General features: G+C 73.9%; 20 protein-coding genes. 9 read left to right on the top strand and 11 right to left on the bottom strand.

What is annotated here, in order from left to right; translation table 11 throughout:
• The first annotated feature begins 21 nt into the window (after nt 1-21).
• Together SERN_RS15600 and SERN_RS13290 are read left to right on the top strand one after the other, a co-directional pair.
• The gene (locus tag SERN_RS15600) at nt 22-183 is read left to right on the top strand and encodes a hypothetical protein (protein WP_199241621.1); all 162 of its coding nucleotides are present in this window, start codon (nt 22-24) and stop codon (nt 181-183) included.
• Between the two features lie 64 nt (nt 184-247).
• Entirely contained in the window at nt 248-850 is a 603-nt protein-coding gene (locus SERN_RS13290) for a GDSL-type esterase/lipase family protein (RefSeq protein ID WP_408640875.1), read from the top strand.
• A gap of 24 nt (nt 851-874) precedes the next feature.
• Here SERN_RS13290 and SERN_RS13295 read toward each other — a convergent pair whose 3' ends face one another.
• The 4 genes from SERN_RS13295 to SERN_RS16015 form a co-directional block, all read right to left on the bottom strand.
• Nucleotides 875-1843, bottom strand: a complete 969-nt coding sequence (locus SERN_RS13295) for a zinc-binding dehydrogenase (protein ID WP_135850647.1) — start codon at nt 1841-1843, stop codon at nt 875-877.
• Nucleotides 1844-1965: 122 nt separating this feature from the next.
• Nucleotides 1966-2040: a 50S ribosomal protein bL37 gene (locus SERN_RS16060; RefSeq protein WP_109231027.1), complete on the bottom strand. Its 75-nt coding sequence runs from the start codon at nt 2038-2040 to the stop codon at nt 1966-1968.
• 71 nt (nt 2041-2111) lie between these two features.
• The gene (rsrA, locus tag SERN_RS13300; RefSeq protein ID WP_135850648.1) at nt 2112-2396 is read right to left on the bottom strand and encodes a mycothiol system anti-sigma-R factor; all 285 of its coding nucleotides are present in this window, start codon (nt 2394-2396) and stop codon (nt 2112-2114) included.
• A complete protein-coding gene (locus tag SERN_RS16015; protein ID WP_408640877.1) occupies nt 2393-3154 on the bottom strand; it encodes a sigma-70 family RNA polymerase sigma factor in 762 nt (253 codons plus the stop codon). The genes rsrA and SERN_RS16015 overlap by 4 nt, the downstream gene beginning before the upstream one ends.
• Nucleotides 3155-3416: 262 nt before the next feature.
• Between SERN_RS16015 and SERN_RS13310 the strand changes: the two genes are divergently transcribed.
• Genes SERN_RS13310 through SERN_RS13325 form a run of 4 tightly spaced genes read left to right on the top strand, consistent with a single transcriptional unit; the run spans nt 3417 to nt 7234 of the window.
• A complete protein-coding gene (locus tag SERN_RS13310; RefSeq protein ID WP_135850649.1) occupies nt 3417-3992 on the top strand; it encodes a DoxX family protein in 576 nt (191 codons plus the stop codon).
• Between the two features lie 43 nt (nt 3993-4035).
• Entirely contained in the window at nt 4036-5340 is a 1305-nt protein-coding gene (aroA, locus tag SERN_RS13315; RefSeq protein ID WP_233251697.1) for a 3-phosphoshikimate 1-carboxyvinyltransferase, read from the top strand.
• Nucleotides 5337-6380, top strand: a complete 1044-nt coding sequence (gene rsgA / locus SERN_RS13320) for a ribosome small subunit-dependent GTPase A (RefSeq protein ID WP_135850651.1) — start codon at nt 5337-5339, stop codon at nt 6378-6380. Before aroA ends, rsgA begins: the two co-directional genes overlap by 4 nt.
• Entirely contained in the window at nt 6377-7234 is an 858-nt protein-coding gene (locus SERN_RS13325; protein ID WP_135850652.1) for an inositol monophosphatase family protein, read from the top strand. Before rsgA ends, SERN_RS13325 begins: the two co-directional genes overlap by 4 nt.
• On the opposite strand, the gene SERN_RS13330 is transcribed toward SERN_RS13325, so the two are convergent.
• From SERN_RS13330 to SERN_RS13340, 3 genes are all read right to left on the bottom strand, one after another.
• Nucleotides 7231-7710 (bottom strand): DUF6912 family protein, encoded by a 480-nt coding sequence (locus SERN_RS13330; protein WP_135850653.1) that lies wholly within the window; start codon nt 7708-7710, stop codon nt 7231-7233. The two genes, SERN_RS13325 and SERN_RS13330, sit on opposite strands and share 4 nt — an antisense overlap.
• Nucleotides 7710-8717, bottom strand: a complete 1008-nt coding sequence (locus SERN_RS13335; RefSeq protein ID WP_135850654.1) for an AAA family ATPase — start codon at nt 8715-8717, stop codon at nt 7710-7712. The genes SERN_RS13330 and SERN_RS13335 overlap by 1 nt, the downstream gene beginning before the upstream one ends.
• A 273-nt stretch (nt 8718-8990) precedes the next feature.
• On the bottom strand, nt 8991-9644 hold the full coding sequence (locus tag SERN_RS13340; protein ID WP_135850655.1) for a CpaB family protein: 654 nt from the start codon (nt 9642-9644) through the stop codon (nt 8991-8993).
• Between the two features lie 130 nt (nt 9645-9774).
• Here SERN_RS13340 and SERN_RS13345 point away from each other — a divergent pair, with 130 nt between their 5' ends.
• On the top strand, nt 9775-9978 hold the full coding sequence (locus SERN_RS13345) for a helix-turn-helix domain-containing protein (protein ID WP_135850656.1): 204 nt from the start codon (nt 9775-9777) through the stop codon (nt 9976-9978).
• A 59-nt stretch (nt 9979-10037) separates the two neighbouring features.
• Here SERN_RS13345 and SERN_RS13350 read toward each other — a convergent pair whose 3' ends face one another.
• A complete protein-coding gene (locus SERN_RS13350; protein ID WP_135850657.1) occupies nt 10038-10541 on the bottom strand; it encodes a hypothetical protein in 504 nt (167 codons plus the stop codon).
• Nucleotides 10542-10630: 89 nt separating this feature from the next.
• Here SERN_RS13350 and SERN_RS13355 point away from each other — a divergent pair, with 89 nt between their 5' ends.
• Both SERN_RS13355 and SERN_RS13360 read left to right on the top strand, forming a co-directional pair.
• A complete protein-coding gene (locus SERN_RS13355; RefSeq protein ID WP_135850658.1) occupies nt 10631-11620 on the top strand; it encodes a LysM peptidoglycan-binding domain-containing protein in 990 nt (329 codons plus the stop codon).
• A gap of 8 nt (nt 11621-11628) precedes the next feature.
• A complete protein-coding gene (locus SERN_RS13360) occupies nt 11629-12129 on the top strand; it encodes an Rv3235 family protein (protein ID WP_135850659.1) in 501 nt (166 codons plus the stop codon).
• Between the two features lie 97 nt (nt 12130-12226).
• Here SERN_RS13360 and secA read toward each other — a convergent pair whose 3' ends face one another.
• The 3 genes from secA to SERN_RS13375 all read right to left on the bottom strand — a co-directional run bounded on the left by secA (nt 12227) and on the right by SERN_RS13375 (nt 16943).
• On the bottom strand, nt 12227-15130 hold the full coding sequence (secA, locus tag SERN_RS13365; protein WP_135850660.1) for a preprotein translocase subunit SecA: 2904 nt from the start codon (nt 15128-15130) through the stop codon (nt 12227-12229).
• A gap of 188 nt (nt 15131-15318) precedes the next feature.
• Nucleotides 15319-15972 carry a ribosome hibernation-promoting factor, HPF/YfiA family gene (gene hpf, locus SERN_RS13370; protein ID WP_135850661.1) on the bottom strand — a complete coding sequence of 218 codons (654 nt, stop codon included), beginning with the start codon at nt 15970-15972 and terminating at the stop codon, nt 15319-15321.
• A 158-nt stretch (nt 15973-16130) separates the two neighbouring features.
• A complete protein-coding gene (locus tag SERN_RS13375; RefSeq protein ID WP_135850662.1) occupies nt 16131-16943 on the bottom strand; it encodes a ComF family protein in 813 nt (270 codons plus the stop codon).
• Between the last annotated feature and the right edge of the window lie 22 nt (nt 16944-16965).

Genomic DNA, 16965 nt, shown 5'->3' on the forward strand with positions numbered 1-16965 from the left:
CGCGAGAGGAGCATTACTGCCATGACTACTGCACTGATTCTCCTCGTCCTCCTCGGCCTGCTCTCGCTCGTCGGCATCGTCACCCACCTGGTGCACGAGGTCCGCCTCGACGGTTACGGCATCCGCCCCGCTCCGCCGTCGCACCACGCCTGGGACGACGGCCTGCGGCCCCGCCTCCCCTGACCCGTCGGCAGGCCGGCAGCGCCGGTGGGGCGGCGAGCGTGACGGCAGATGGCACGATGGGCTGGTGGTGGACCTGACGCAGGACGTGCGGCGACTCTTCGTCGTCGGGGACGAGCTCGTGGCCGGCTTCGGCGACCCGCGGGCGCTGGGCTGGGTCGGTCGGGTGGTCGCGCGGTCGAGCCCGCAGCAGCTGCTGACCTTCACCCTCCCGGTCGCCGGCGAGACCACGACGGCCCTCAGCGCGCGCTGGGAGGGCGAGGTCGCCCGACGTCGCGGCAACGCCGAGGGCGCGCTCGTCATCGCCCCGGGTGCGCACGACCTGGTGGTCGGCACCTCGATGGCCCGCAGCCGTCTCAACCTCGCCAACGTGCTGGACAAGGCCGATGCGCTGCACCTGCCGGCGTTCGTCGTGGGGCCGCCGCCCCGCACCGACCTCCCGGGAGACGCTCAGGCGGCGCTGTCGACGGCGTTTGCCGACGTCTGCCTGCGACGGCGGGTCCCCTACGTCGAGACCTACCAGCCGCTCGCGAACCACGAGCAGTGGCTCGCCGACCTCGCCTCGACCGACGGCGTCCACCCCGCGCAGGCCGGACACGGACTGCTGGCGTGGCTGGTGCTGCACCACGACTGGGCCGGGTGGATCGGGACGGTCGTCGAGGAGGTCTGAGCCGGCCGACTCACGCGGCAGCCCTCAGGCCACGCGCACCACGATCTTTCCCCTGACCCGGCCCTCGGCCAGGTCGCCCAGGGCGTCCGGCACGTCCTCGAGCCCGACGACCCGGTCGACGAGCGGACGCACCCCCGTGGTGACGAGCAGCCGCTGGACCCGCTCCAGCTCCCCCCAGGTGCCCATCGTGGAACCGACGACCCGCAGCCCGCGGAAGAACATCCGGTTGAGGTCGGCATCCGCCGACGCGCCGGTCGTCGCCCCCGCGACGGCCACGACGCCACCGGGCCGGAGCGACCGCAGCGAGTGCGCCCACGTCGCCTCCCCCACGGTCTCCACGACGGCGTCGACCTGCTCCGGGAGCCGCTCCCCCGCGGCGAAGCTCGCGTGCGCCCCGAGCGCGACGGCGGCCGCGCCCCGTTCCGGCTCGCGCGCCGTCACCCAGACCCGCAACCCCGCGGCCCGCGCAAGCAGGATGCTCGCCGTCGCGACACCACCGCCGCTGCCCTGCACCAGGACCGTCTGACCGGGCCGCAGGTCGGCGGCCGTGAACAGCAGGCGGTAGGCCGTGAGGTAGGCGGTCGGCAGGCACGCCGCGTGCTCCACCGACAGGTCGGGGTGCCGCGGCAGCGTGTTGCGGGCCGGTACCCACACCTCCTGCGCCAGGGTTCCCGGGTGCTTCTCGGAGAGCAGCGTGCGGCGGGGGTCCAGCGTCTCGTCGCCGTGCCAGTCGTCGGCCGACACGACGCCGTGCACGATCACGGGGCTGTCGTCGTCGAGCAGCCCGGTCGCATCGGTGCCCAGCACCATCGGGAGCCTGTCGGCCGGCAGACCGACGCCGCGCAGCGACCACACGTCGTGGTGGTTGAGGCTCGCCGCCTGGACGCGGACGCGGACCCATCCCGACGGCGCCGACGGTGGCGCCAGGTCGACCACGGCGGCGCCGGAACGGGGGTCGGAGGCGTTCTGGTCACGGACGACGACGGCTCTCATCGGGCCACCGTACCCACCGTCCGCCCGTCTCCCGCGCTGCAGGCCGACCGGCCCGCCCGAGGACGGGTCCGGATGCACGAACGGCCACCCGAGGGTGGCCGTTCGATCGCGATCACGTGTGATCAGGCGTTGGGGCGCTTGCCGTGGTTGGCCGCGCTGCCCTTGCGAGACTTGCGCTTGCGTCCGCGCTTGCTCATGAGAACTCCTCGGATACGTCGGTTGTGACGGACCATCGTCCCACACCGGGGGCGAGGTTCCCGACCGGCGGTCAGATGCTGCGGCGCACCGTGATCTGGCTGACGATGCGCAGCCGCAGCTCGTCGGGAGCCCGGGACGAGCAGGCGCGGCGAACCAGGAGGCGGACGTGCTCCTCGACGTCGGCGGCCTCGAGGCACGGTTCGCACGTCTCGATGTGGGCCCGGACGATCTCGGCGTCGGGCTCGGACATCGCGTGGTCCAGGAGCTCGGCGAGGTGCCCGAGCGCGTCCCGGCACTCGTCGCTCAGCGGCTCGCCGGCGCCCTGGTCCACGCGGGGAAGAGTGGTGTCGCTCATGATCCGACCCTCATCCCGAGATCGCGTGCGTGGTCGGCGAGCAGCGTGCGCAGCTGGCCGCGTCCGCGGTGGAGGCGGGACATGACCGTCCCGATGGGGGTGCCCATGATCTCGGCGATCTCCTTGTAGGCGAAGCCCTCGACGTCGGCCAGGTAGACCACGAGCCGGAAGTCGTCGGACAGCTGGGCGAGCGCGTCGCGCACGACCGAGTCACCGAGGCGGTCGAGCGCCTCGACCTCGGCCGAACGCAGCCCGTTGCCCGTGTGGGAGGCCGCTCGCGCGATCTCCCAGTCCTCCACGCCGTCGGAGTCCGACTGCAGCGGCTCGCGCTGCTTCTTGCGGTAGGAGTTGATGTACGTGTTCGTGAGGATGCGGTAGAGCCACGCCTTGAGGTTCGTCCCCGGGCGGAACTGGTGGAAGGACCCGTACGCCTTCGCGAACGCCTCCTGCACCAGGTCCTCGGCGTCCGAGGGGTTGCGCGTCATGCGCATCGCGGCGCTGTAGAGCTGATCGAGGTGCGGGAGCGCATCCGTCTCGAACCGCAGCGTGCGCTCGGCGTCCGTCTCGGTCTCCCGGACGTCCTTCTCGGCAGGGGCTTCCGCTGCGTCGGCGTCGGTGGCGGGAACGGCCGTCTCGTCGGCCACGACGGGCGGTGCCACGCGGTCGTTGGCGACGTCGACGGCGTCCGACGCGTTCAGCGCGCCGACGGCACCGTTCGCGGCGTCGGTCCCGGGGTCGTTCGAGGTGGCGTTCATCATCCACCAGCCTACGGCGGCGAGGTCGTCGACGGCGGCACCGGCGGCGGCGGCGCCCCCGAGCGCACCCCTGGTCGGCGGGGACGGTCTCGTCATGGTCTGCTCGCTCACACCTGGGCCAACGCGGCACCGACGGCGGTCATTCCCCGGGCCCGCCCCGACGAGCATCGGACCGCCGCGCCGCCGCTCGTCCTCGACACCACGACGATGCCGGGACGACGCCGGGAGGCTCGCCTTTGACGTCGTCGTGCGGTAGGCATGTTCCATGATGCTGCGACGCGTTGCGCGACCCCTGCTGGCCTCCGTCTTCGTCGCGGACGGATGGCGCGCCGTGCGCCACCCCTCGGCCGAGGTCGAGCACCTCCCCCAGGCGCACGCCACCCTGACGTCCCTGGCCGACAGGGCCCCGCTCCCCCTGAGCGCCGACCTCATCGTGCGTGCCGCCGGTGCCGCCAAGATCGTCGCGGGCGGTCTGCTCGGTCTCGGCGTCGCCCCGCGCGCCGCGGCCACCGTGCTCTCGGTGCTCCACCTCCCGACGGTCGCCGCCGCCAACCCGTTCTGGAACTCGCACGGCGAGCAGCGCAAGGAGCAGCTCGTCGGTTTCCTCCGCGACTCCGCCGTCCTCGGCGGTCTGCTGCTCGCCGCGGCGGACACGGCCGGCAAGCCGTCGCTGGGCTACCGCCTCGACACGGCCCGCCACCACGCCGCGGACAAGGCCACGACGTCGGCCAAGCACGCCCGGCGCACCGCCAAGATCGCGAAGGTCGCCGCTCGCCAGACCGTCGCTCGCGTACCCGACAAGGCGAAGCTCGCCCTGCACGAGGTGACCGACCGCGGCTGAGTCGGCCGACGCCCCCGGCCGCGACGCGACTACCCTGGCTCGCGTGACCGATCAGCCCTGGGCAGCCCCGCACGCCGACCGACCCCTCGACGCCCTCGTCGCGGTCCCCGGGTCGAAGTCGCTGACCAACCGCTACCTCCTGCTCGCGGCCGTGGCCTCCGAGCCGACGCGTCTGGTCGCGCCCCTGCACTCGCGGGACAGCGCGCTGATGATCGAGGCGCTGCGCGCCCTGGGGGCCGGCATCGTGGTGGAGCCGGGGGGCGACGTCGACGTCGCCCCGGCCGGGACGATCCGTGGCGGCGCCAGGATCGACTGCGGGCTCGCCGGAACCGTGATGCGGTTCGTCCCGCCGCTGACCGCGTTCGCCGACGGCGACGTGCACCTCGACGGCGACGAGCGCGCCCGCGAGCGCCCGATGGACGGCGTGATCGACGGCCTCACCGGCCTGGGCGTCCGGGTCAGCCACGACGGCGCCCCCACCCGGACGCTGCCGTTCACCGTGCACGGACAGGGCGCGGTGACCGGCGGTGACGTCACGATCGACGCGTCCGTCTCCAGCCAGTTCGTCTCCGCCCTGCTCCTGGTCGCGCCCCGGATGCTCACCGGCCTCGACCTGCGCCACGTCGGCGATCGACTGCCGAGCAAGCCCCACATCGACATGACGCTGGAGGTCCTGCGCGCCCGCGGCGTCGACGCGCGCGAGGTTGGGCCGGGGCACTGGCGCGTCGAGCCGGGCCCCGTCGCGGGCGGCCGGATCCTCGTCGAGCCCGACCTGTCCAACGCCGGCCCGTTCCTGGCGGCCGCGCTCGCGGCCGGCGGCACGGTCCGTGTACCGCACTGGCCCGCACGGACGACCCAGCCCGGTGACGACCTGCGCGAGATCCTGGCCAGGATGGGCGCCGTCGTCGACCTCGCCGCGGACGGCACGCTGAGCGTGACGGGGACCGGCGTCGTGCACGGCCTCGACCTCGACCTGACGCGCGCGGGCGAGCTCGCCCCGACGATCGCCGCCCTCGCGGCCCTGGCCGACTCCCCCACGCGACTGCGCGGCATCGGCCACCTGCGCGGCCACGAGACCGACCGGCTCGCGGCGCTCGTCACCGAGATCACCCGCCTGGGCGGGGAGGCGCGCGAGCTCCCCGACGGCCTCGAGATCATGCCAGCGACGCTGCACGGCGGTGTCGTGGAGACCTACCACGACCACCGGATGGCGACCTTCGGGGCCGTCATCGGCCTCGCCGTGCCGGGCGTCGAGGTGCGCGACGTCGCCACCACCGCCAAGACCCTCCCCAACTTCCCGGGCATGTGGCGGCGCATGCTCGGCTCGGGCGAGGTCGCCGCGGCGTGAGGGCGGCCGACTACGACGAGTCCGACGTCCGGGTCCGACCCGCCCGCGGCGGCAGCCGTCCACGCACCAAGCAGCGGCCCGCGTACAAGCAGGCCGTGGACGGGTTCGTCACCGGGGTCAACCGCGGCCGGTACGACGTGCTCGTGGCCGGTCGCGCCGTCACGGCCGTGGCAGCCCGCGAGCTCGGACGCGGTGGCGTCGTGGTCGGCGACGACGTCGCCGTCGTCGGGGACACCACCGGTGGGCCGGGTTCCCTGGCCCGCATCGTGCGCGTCGCCGAGCGGCGGACGCTGCTGCGCCGATCCTCGGAGGACGTCGGCGGCATCGAGCGGGTGCTGGTGGCCAACGCCGACCAGCTCGTCGTCGTGACGGCGCTCGCCGACCCCGAACCGCGGACCCGGATGGTCGACCGCTGCCTCGTGGCGGCGTTCGAGGCCGGGATGGACACGCTGCTGTGCCTGACCAAGTCCGACCTCGCCGATCCCGACGTGTTCCTCGCCCACTACTCACCGCTCGACGTCCCCGCGGTGGTCACCCGGCGTCGGGACGGGGAGATCCTCGGCCAGGACGAGGTCGCCGCGCTGCTGCGGGACCGCGTCTCCGTGCTGGTCGGTCACTCCGGGGTCGGCAAGTCCACGCTCGTGAACGCCCTGGTGCCGGACGCGTCGCGCGCCGTCGGCCACGTCAACGCGGTGACCGGACGCGGCCGCCACACCTCGACGTCAGCCGTCGCCCTCGCCCTCCCCGACGGCGGGTGGGTGATCGACACCCCCGGCGTGCGCTCGTTCGGGCTCGGCCACGTGCACGTCGACGACGTGATCGCCTCGTTCGCCGACCTCGCCGAGGTCGTGACGGCCTGCCCGCCCGGGTGCACCCACCTCGCGGGCACGGCCGGCTGCGCGCTGGACACCTGGCTCGCCCGACCGGAGGTCACCGAGCGCGAGATCGCGCGGGCCGAGTCCCTGCGGCGCCTGCTCGTCTCCCGGCTCGGCGACGCCGAGCCCGAACCCACCGCCTACGACGGGATGCACCAGCGATGACGACCCCGTACGAACCCGCCACCGAGTTTGACGCGCCTGCGCCTGCGCCCGCGCCCGAGCCCGCGCACGCGTCGGTCGCTGACGACCTGACGCTCGCCCTGCTGATCGCCGACGCGCTCGACGCCGTCACCCTCGACCGGTTCGGCGCGCTCGACCTGCGGGTGGACGCCAAGCCCGACACCTCCCCGGTCTCCGACGCCGACCTCGCCGCCGAGCGCACCGCGCGCGAAATGCTGGCGCGTCACCGTCCCGACGACGTGATCCTCGGCGAGGAGTTCGGCGGCGCGGTGGCCGCCGCGGGGCGGCAGTGGATCATCGACCCGATCGACGGCACCAAGAACTTCGTCCGCGGCGTCCCCGTGTGGGCCAGCCTCATCGCGCTCGCGGTCGACGGCGAGGTCGTCGTCGGCGTCGTCAGCGCCCCCGCGCTGCACCGGCGCTGGTACGCCGCCACGGGCTCCGGAGCCCACCTCGTCGTGGCCGGTGGCGCGCCGCGCCGTCTCGGGGTGTCCGGCGTGGCCGAGCTCGGCGACGCGTCGCTCTCCTACGCCAGCCTGGGCGGCTGGGCGGCCCGCGGCGAGCTCGACGCGTTCGTCGCCCTCCTGGGCGAGTGCTGGCGCACCCGCGGCTACGGCGACTTCTGGTCGTACATGATGGTCGCCGAGGGCAGCGTGGACGTGGCGTGCGAGCCGGAGCTCGAGGTGTACGACATGGCGGCGCTGGTGCCGATCGTGATCGAGGCAGGCGGGACCTTCACCTCGCGGGCCGGCGCGGTCGGTCCCTGGGACGGCGACGCCGTCGCCACCAACGGCGTGCTGCACGCCGCCGTGCTGGAACGGATCGGTCGGTCCTAGCCCTGCGTCCTCGACGAGGCGACCAGGGACGCGCGCTCGGAGGGGTCGAACCACAGCAGGTCGATCTCGGCCAGCTCCTCGAACGCCGTCTCGTCGGTCAGCGCCGCCCGGACGGCGTCGGCCGCCTCCGGCTCGTCGACGTGGAGGCTGACGAGCGCCGACCACGGCGTGGCCGGGATCTCTCCGACGACGCAGCCGAGATCGGCGGCGTCCTGGCCCGCGTCCGCGGACGGCACCGTGAACGGGGTGGACGCCGGCAGCTCCAGGGCGAGAACGACCCGGCGGTGCGGACCGGAGCCGGCTGACAGCCGCAGCGCGGCGAGGTCGGCCGCGGACAGGAACGCCGACAGCTCCAGCCCCTCCTCGTCCTCCTCGGGCAGCGCGGCCCGCAGCGCGGGGGTCACGGCGCACGCGAGCCTGGGCCCGATCTCGGGCAGCTCGAGATCGGCGAGGACGGCGGGCACGTAGAGGCGCATCAGGCCAGTCTGGCACCACGACGGCGGCGCGGCCGCGGCGCCGTCGCCGGATCGGGCGAGAGGTGGTCGGCGAGGGCGACGTAGGCCCGGCGGGCCGCCGACCGGGCAGCCACCTCGCGCAGGCTGACGCCGGCCAGCAGCGCGTCGTCGAACACCGCGTCCTGCGGCACCCGCGCAACCGGCGACGCCCCGAGGAACCGTTCCAGCGCCTGCGCGACGGCGTCGCCACCGCTGCCGGAGCGGCCGCCGCGCACCCGCGTGGCGAGAAGATGGCGCGGCGCGTCCACCCCCGCCTCCTCCAGCTCCGCCACGGCCTGGACGGCGCGCCGCACCCCCACCGGGTCCGAGGCCACGGTGAGCACGACGTCGTCCGCCGCGTGCAGGGCCGACCTCGTCGCCGCCCACCGGTCCGCGCCGCGCGGCGGTGGCGGCTCGAGCCCACCCCCGACGTCGACGACCACCCACGCGGCGCACCGTCGCAACGTGCGCCAGACCAGGTCGAGATGGTCGGGGGCGAGCTCACGCCAGCGATCGGCGCGCGTCAGCCCCGAGACCAGCACCACCCCCGACGGGAGCCGGCGCGCCCGGTCGCGCACGGTCGACGCCTCGAGCGTGCCGTGCCCGGCCGCCCGGCACAGCGCCGCCAGCGCGGCCGTCTCCTCCACGACGCCGAGCGCCTGGGTCAGGCTGGGCGCGAAGGAGTCGGCGTCCACGAGCATCGTCGGCGCGCGCGTGGCCAGCTCGCTCGCGAGGTTGACGGCGGAGGTGCTGCGCCCGGGGGCGCCGTGCGCCCCCCACACGACGACGAGGCGCGCGTCCGGGGCGAGGAGGTCGCCCGGGTCGTCGGGAACGCTCGTGGCCCGACCGGCCCGCCAGCCGAGCTCGCTGCCGCGACCGACCGGATCGGTGGCGACGGCGGTCTCCTCCGCACGCCGCGAGCACCTCCGTGACCACGGCCACCAGCCGGTCGCCCAGGCCCTCGCCGTCCGGGACGACGGCGTCCGCACCGATCGCGAGGGCCCGGGGTGCGTCGCGGCTCGGGACCACGAGCACGGTCGCGAGCCCGCAGCGCCGCAGGTGGGAGGTTTTCGACGCATCGACCCCGCGCCCGAGGTGAAGCACCGCGAGGTCACCGATCCCGGCCTCGGCCGCGGCGGAGAGCTCCGCGAGATCCGCGCACCGCCGCACCACGCGCGCCGGGCTGCCGGGTGCCTCGAGGCGTGCGACGACGGTGGGCTCGTCGGGTCCCGGCAGCCAGACCAGCGCGCCCGCGCCCACGATCAGCTGCCCGGACGTTCGACGAGGGTCACGCTGCCGCCGTCGGCCTGCGCCGCCAGCACGGCGGCCACGGCGTCGACGTCGACCAGGACGCGCGCGACCGTGCCGCTGCCGGACCGCAGCATCCCCGAGTCCTCCTCGATCCCCAGCACGAGAACCCCGTCGGCGAGCTGGCTCGGAGGAGCGTCGTCGAGCCGCGGAACCGCCCAGAGGTCGACCAGGACACCCGGTTCGAGACTCACCCCCGCCGGGACGGGCACCGTGACGGGTCGGCCGTCGACGTCGGCGGCCACGCCGAGCGCGGCGGCCGGGACGAGCTCGCCCGCCCCCACGAACGACGTCACGACGGCGTCCCGCGGCAGGTCACCCGCCCTCAGGTAGACCTCGGCCCCGCCCTCCCAACCGACGGCGACGGCCCGCAGGTCGTCGGCCGTCAGCACCGCCCCCGGGGCGAGGTCGTGCCGCGCGACCCACATCTCCTCGCCCGAGGCGGCTCGCTCCAGCGCCCAGCTCCCGAGGGCCACGGAGGCTGCGACGAGCACGACCCCGACACCGAAGCGCGGACTGCGCCACGCGGGCGGACGGCGCGAGGTGACCGCCGCCTGGATCTGCTGCTCCGTGCCCGGGCGGTCACCGGGGCGGTCGACGCGACGCACCACGTGCTTCTCCCTGCTGCTGGCCTCGTGAGTCCGACATGGTCCCACGAGGAGGTCCACCCCGTGGGACTTTTCCACAGACGTTCTCCGTCGGCGCGCACGGCGAGACGGCAGGTGCGATGCTTGGGTCATGCCCGAACGGATGCTGACCCTTGCCGATGTCGCCGAGATCCTCGACATCACCGTGCCCACGGCGCGCTCGCTCGTCCGTCAGGGAGAGATCCAGGGTTTCCAGGTCGGCGGACGCGGCATGTGGCGTGTGGAGTCCAAGGAGCTCGACGCCTACATCGAGCGCGAGAAGGCGGCAGCGGCAGCTCGCCGCACCACCTCCTAGCATCACCCGTCAGCAGCCCGACCCGGCGCCGGCTCCTGCGACCGCCGTCATCTGCTCGCTCAGAGCGCGACCGACGTGACCGCCGGGAACGGAACGGCGATCGTGGTGCCGTCGTCCTGGGCCACCTCGAGGTGATCGAGGCCGACCGCCTCGACCCTGCCCACCACCGTTCGCCCCGCGACGACCACGCGCACGGGCACCTCCTGGGACGCCAGTCGCCGCAGCACGTGGGCGAGCGAGAGGCGTGACTCCGCCGCACCCGGATCGGGTGCCGTGCGACCGGCACCGTCGACCCACCTGATCGCCCCCGACGGCACCAGGACGTCGCGGACGTCCGTCCGCAGCACGCACCAGGAGCGCGTCGCCTCGATCACGGTGCCGGTGTGGCTGCCCCCGTCGACGCCGACGACGAGCCGGTGACCGACGCAGCCTCGGAGGCGATCGGCCAGCAGGATGCGCCCGCGCTCCGCCTCGCCCAGCTCCGCGACCTCCTCCTCCTCGCGCCACCGGTCCTCGGCCTCCGCCTGGGACTCGAGGTCGTCGAAGAGCTCCTGCCACCGCATCGCTGCACTCTTCCACAGCCCTTGACTCGGTGGTGAACGGTTTGACATCGTGACGCAGTACCAAACGGCCTCAAACACCCGGAGACACGATGCCTCACCCCCGTCTCGTCGTCGCACGCACCCGGCCGACCCTCGCCCGCACCCTGCGAGTCCTGCTGAGCCTGGTCGTCGCCGGCATCGGCACCGGTGTCGGTCTCGCGATCGCTCTCACCTGGGATCCCGCAGCAGCCACCGTCGAGGCGCTCGTGGTCCAGGCGATCCGCGTCGCGGGCATCGGAGCCTGCGCCTGGTACGCCCTCGCGGCACTCGTCTCGACCGTCACGCTGCTCGTCGAGGGCGCGGGCGGGACGTGGCGGACGGGCAGACGGGTGCTGGCACGGTGGGGTCCGCGCCTGGTGCGGCACGTGGCCGGCGCCGGCGCGGTCGCGGGACTCACCCTCGTCGCACTCGTCGCACCCTCGAGCGCCGTCGTGCCCGACAACCTCACCGTGCCGCCGGCTCAGGACGCGCAGGCCTCGCGCGAGACGTCCGGCGGCGGGAGCGAGCGTCCGACGTCGTCACCCCAGGGCGGTCCGGAGGCCGTCGAGGACCGGTCCGTCCGCCAGCTCGACGACCACGTCGTCGAGGTCGGACAGCACGGCGTCGCACCGCTCGCCGTCGCGGCCGTGGAACCGAGCTCCGAGACCGTTGCAGCATCGGAGCCCCGGCCGATCAAGGCCACACCGTCGGTCACACCCGCTCCGCCCGCCCCGGCGCCGCTCGACGCGCCCTCGGACCCGCCCCGGGCAGCCGCACCCGTGCCGACCGACCTCGTGGTCGACATTCCCACCGTGAACGCCCCCGCCGCGGGGTCCGACGGTCACCCCTACACCGTTCGCCCCGGCGACTCGCTGTGGCGCATCGCGGCGGAGCACGACCGGGCAGGTGAGCCGGGCGCCGGTGCCTCGTGGCGCGACTGGTACGACGCCAACGCCGACGTGATCGGGCCCGATCCCGACCTCATCCATCCCGGGGCGGTGCTGACGAGCCCGACCGCCGGCCCCGTCGCCCCTCTCGACACGACCTCGCCCCACGAGTAGGAGCAGCCATGTCCGCACTTCCGCTCGACCCCGACGTCGCCGCCCAGCGCGTCCCCGCCCCGCCCCCGCTGCCCCTGCACCCTCGCCCCGTGCGACGACCGGCGACCGCGACCGACACCTCCGAGCCGGCACCGACGGCAGAGGCAACGCCCTCGCCGCCCACGACGGCCGCCGTCGAGCTCGCGGATCCGGACCGGTGGTTCGGCGCGATCGCCCTGGCGGTGGTCGAGGTGCTGGCGGGCGGGCGGGCCGCGCAGCAGCTCGTCCGCTGGGTCACCCCCGAGATCTACGGCGCCGTGGCACGCCGCGCCGGCCTCCGGGTGCGCCTGCACGGTCGACCGGCGCGACCGGCGCACGGCCGCGTGCTCTCGGCGCGCGCCACCATCACGGAGAGCGGTGCGGTGGAGGTGTGCGCCGTCATCCACGACGGCCGCCGCGTCCGCGCCGTCGCCGGGCGCCTCGAGCTGTTCCGCGACCGCTGGCGCGTGATCGAGCTCCAGGTCGGCTGACCGGTCGCCGCCGCCACCGTCGCGCGCCGGAACGAGCGACGGCCGGATCTCGAGAGGTCTCGAGATCCGGCCGTCGGTGCGCGCGAGGCGCCGGGGATCAGCGCTTCTTGGCCTGCTTCGCGGCGCGGCGCCGCTCCTCGCGGTTCACCGAACCGTCCGCGGAGTCGTCACCCGGCTCGGCGGCCGCGGCGGGTCGGCGAGCCGCACCGCGCGACGAGCCGGACACGAAGGCCGACCCGTCCTCCGACGGCGCCGAGTACTGCAGGTTCGAGGGCCGCTGCGGCGCCTCGAGGCCGAGGTCGTCGAGCTGGGCCGCCGGCGCCGGAGCGGCCTGCCGAGCAGCGGTGCGCGTGGCGGTCGCCGGTGCCGCAGCGGCCGGGCCGTCGGCGTCGGCGGGGGTCGCCTGCTCCGACGGCGAGGCGCCCGAGGCGTCCTCCGCGCCCTCGACGACGTCGACCGACTCCACCGGCGCGCCGGTCGTCGTCGTGACGGCCGCGGGCTCCGGGGCCTTCACCTCGAGGTGGAAGACGTAACCGACGGCCTCCTCCTTCACGGCCTCGTTCATGGCGTTGAACATCACGAAGCCCTCGCGCTGGTACTCCACCAGGGGGTCGCGCTGCGCCATCGCGCGCAGTCCGATGCCCTCCTTGAGGTAGTCCATCTCGTAGAGGTGCTCGCGCCACTTGCGGTCCATGACCGAGAGCACGACCCGACGCTCGACCTGGCGCATGACGTCGGAGGTCAGCTCCTCCTCGCGACGCTCGTAGGCGAGCCTCGCGTCGGAGAGCACCTCGCGCAGCAGCGCCTCGCGCGTGAGGCGGTTCTTCCCGCCGGCCGACTCCACGATCTCGTCCACGGTCAGCGAGACCGGGTACAGCGGCTTGAGGAGGTTCCACAGCTCGTCGAGGTCCCACGTCGCCGCGTCGTTGTCCGCGGTCGCGGAGTTGACGGTGTCGGTGATGACGTCGTCGATGAAGCCCTCGACCTGGTCCTCGAGGTTCTCGCCCTCGAGCACCCGGCGGCGCGTGCCGTAGATCGCGGCGCGCTGGCGCGACAGGACGTCGTCGTACTTCAGGACGTTCTTGCGGATCTCGAAGTTGCGGGCCTCGACCTGGCCCTGCGCGCTGGCGATGCCGCGCGAGACGATCTTGGACTCCAGCGGCACGTCCTCGGGGTAGGACGACGAGCTCATGAAACGCTCGGCGAGACCCGAGTTGAACAGGCGCATCAGATCGTCCTGCATCGAGAGGTAGAACCGCGACTCGCCGGGGTCGCCCTGACGGCCGGAGCGACCGCGGAGCTGGTTGTCGATGCGGCGCGACTCGTGACGCTCCGTGCCGAGGACGTACAGACCACCGAGCTCGACGACCTCGTCGTGCTCGGCCGCGACCGAGGCCTTGGCCTCCTCGAGCGCGTCGGTCCAGGCCGCCTCGTACTCCTCCGGGGTCTCGGACGGGCTGAGTCCGCGGTCGGCGAGAGCGTCGACGGCGAGGTGCTCGGCGTTGCCGCCGAGCATGATGTCCGTGCCTCGCCCGGCCATGTTGGTCGCGACGGTGACCGCGCCCTTGCGGCCCGCCATCGCGACGATCGCGGCCTCGCGTGCGTGGTTCTTGGCGTTCAGCACCTCGTGCGGCACGCCCTGGCGCTTGAGGCGCACCGCGAGCACCTCGGACTTCTCCACCGACGTCGTGCCGACCAGGACGGGCTGGCCCGCCGCGTGCCGCTCGACGATGTCCTCGACGACCGCGTTGATCTTGGCGTCCTCGGTCGTGAAGACCAGGTCGGGCTGATCGATGCGCTGCATCCCCCGGTTGGTGGGGATCGGCACCACACCCATCTCGTAGGTGTTCTGGAACTCGGCCGCCTCGGTCATGGCCGTACCCGTCATGCCCGAGATGCGGTCGTAGAGACGGAAGTAGTTCTGGAGGGTGATCGTGGCGAGCGTCTGGTTCTCTGCCTTGATCTGCACGCCCTCCTTGGCCTCGATCGCCTGGTGCATGCCGTCGTTGTAGCGACGCCCGGCCAGCACGCGACCGGTGTGCTCGTCGACGATGAGGACCTCGCCCTTCAGGACCACGTAGTCCTTGTCGCGCTTGAACAGCTCCTTGGCCTTGATCGCGTTGTTGAGGAACCCGATTAGGGGGGTGTTCAGGGACTCGTAGAGGTTCTCGATGCCGAGGTGGTCCTCGACCTTCTCGATCCCGGGCTCGAGCACGCCGACGGTGCGCTTCTTCTCGTCGACCTCGTAGTCCTCCTCGCGGTCCATCCGTCGCACGACCCTGGCGAACTCGGCGAACCACTTGTTGGTGTCGCCCGAGGACGGCCCCGAGATGATGAGCGGCGTCCGCGCCTCGTCGATGAGGATCGAGTCGACCTCGTCGACGACGACGAAGTTGTGACCGCGCTGCACGAGCTCGTCCGTCGACCACGCCATGTTGTCGCGCAGGTAGTCGAACCCGAGCTCGTTGTTCGTGCCGTAGGTGATGTCGGCCGCGTAGTGGGCGCGGCGCTCCTCGGGCTTCTGGCCCGAGAGGATGACGGCGGACGTCATTCCCAGGAAGCGGTAGACGCGCCCCATCAGCTCGCTCTGGTAGCTCGCGAGGTAGTCGTTGACCGTGACGACGTGGACGCCCTTGCCCGAGATCGCGTTCAGGTACGCGGGCAGCGTCGCGGTGATGGTCTTGCCCTCACCGGTCTTCATCTCGGCGATGTTGCCGAGGTGCAGCGCCGCGCCACCCATGACCTGGACGTCGAACGGTCGCTGACCGAGGGTGCGCTTGGCGGCCTCGCGAACGACCGCGAAGGCCTCCGGGAGCAGCGCGTCGAGGCTCTCGCCGTCGGCGTGCCGCGAGCGGAAGACGTCGGTCTCCTCGCGCAGCTCCGCGTCGGTCAGGTCCGAGAACGAGTCCTCGAGCGTGTTCACCTGGGCAGCGATCCCGTGCAGCTTCTTGAGGATGCGGCCCTCGCCCATGCGAAGGACCCGGTCGAGGATGGAGGCCACGCTTTGCTCCCAGGTTGGTGTCAGGCCCACGGCGGCGGGCCTCGCGCCCCCGACACCGGAGACGCCCACCCATCGTAGGCGTCCTCGCCCGCCCCGGCAGCACGCGACGACGGGCGCCGGATGTCTCCGGCGCCCGTCGTCGTCCAGCACTGCTCGCTCTCTCGCTCGAGCGAGAGAGCGAGGGCGGCCTAGCTGTTGGCCTCGGCCTGGGCGTCCAGGCGGATCACGCCGTAGGTCCAGCCGTGCCGGTGGTAGACCACGGCGGGCTGGCGCGTCTCGGTGTCGATGAACAGGTAGAACGGGTGACCCGCCGCCTCCATCTCCTCGATGGCGTCCTCGACGGTCACCGGCGACGTGCGGTGCACCTTCTGGCGCACCACGACCGGCGAGTCGCCGAGCTGGCTCTCGACGGCGACGTCGGTCTCCGTCGGTGCGACGATGCGGTCCTCGGCCTCCTCCTCGACGGCGGCGTCCAGCGCCTCGAGCGCCTCCAGACCGTCGTCGGCGGCCGGGATCGCCCGGCTGTCCCGACGGGCGGCCTTGCCCTTCTTGCGGTCGTGCGAGCGGCGGAGCCGCTCGAGCAGCTTGGTGGCGGCGGCGTCCAGCGCCGCGTACCGGTCGGAGGCACTCGCCTCGGCGCGGACCACCGGCCCCTTGTCGCGCACCGTCAGCTCGATGCGCTCGCTCGAGGCGGCCTGCCTCGGGTTGGGCTCGTGGGTGATCTCGACGTCGACCCGCTGGGCGTACGGCGCCAGCTGAGTGACCTTGGACAGCTTGTCCTCGACGTGCTCGCGGAACCGGGGTGCAACCTCGGTGTGCCGACCGACAACGACGATTTCCATGGCTTACCTCCGTGGATCGCCTGGCTCGCTGGCCAGGGCGTGTGTGCGTGGATCCACCCTCACGGGTGGAGGACGACGGGCATCACCCCCAGCCCGGGCGCTGCTCGCCGACCGCCGCGTCGTCGCGATGTGGTCGTGGTGCGCTCCATGAATCGACGTTAGTCCACCCGCGGCCGAGATGGCATGCGCGACGGCCCGCCCGGGCTCCCGGCGGCGGCGAGGACGACCGCACCGAGCACCTCCCCGCCGGCCCGGGCGACCGCAGATCGGCACCGTGCCAACGTCTCGCCGGTCGTGAGGACGTCGTCGACCAGCACGATCCCGCGGACGGCCATCTCGAGGAGTGGGACGACGCGGGCGTGTCGCCCCCGTCCCGGACCGGGACCCGTCGCTCGCCCTGACCCGCCACCGACGTGGTGGGTCGAGCGGCCGCGGCTCGCCAGCGCGGTCACCACGCGGGACGGCGTCCCCCGCTCCGCGAGGCGGCGCGCGACGGCGTCGGCCAGACCCGTGACCGAGGGCCGCCCGCGCAGCGCGCGGCCCACGCGCGAGGGCGCCGGCACCACCCAGACCTCCTCGACCGGGGCACGGCCGACGGAGGTCGTCCCTGACCACCCGCCGGCGTCGAGCCAGGCGTCCACGACCCCCGCCAGGGCGGCGCTCAGCACCGGGTCGAGGTCGCGGCGGCCACCCAGCTTCCACGCCAGCACCGTCCGCCGCAGCTCCTCGCGATAGACGCCGAGCCCCCAGACCGGCAGGCCGTCCGGCAGCGCGGGCGCGGCGCCGTCGAGGCGCCGGGGCGGACCCAGGGCGGAGCGGCAGCGCCGGCACAGCGTCACGTCCCACGCGTCGCAGCCTGCGCACGCGAGCGGGACCAGCAGGCGCGCGACCTCGGCGGCGAGCGCCCCGGCGGCGGCGGTGGCGACGCGGAGGCCGTCGGGAGGACGGGGACGGGCACGCGTGGTGGGCACGGGACCAGGGTGCTCGGCGAGG

Source organism: Serinibacter arcticus, from assembly GCF_004786095.1.
Taxonomy (GTDB): Bacteria; Actinomycetota; Actinomycetes; order Actinomycetales; family Beutenbergiaceae; genus Litorihabitans; species Litorihabitans arcticus.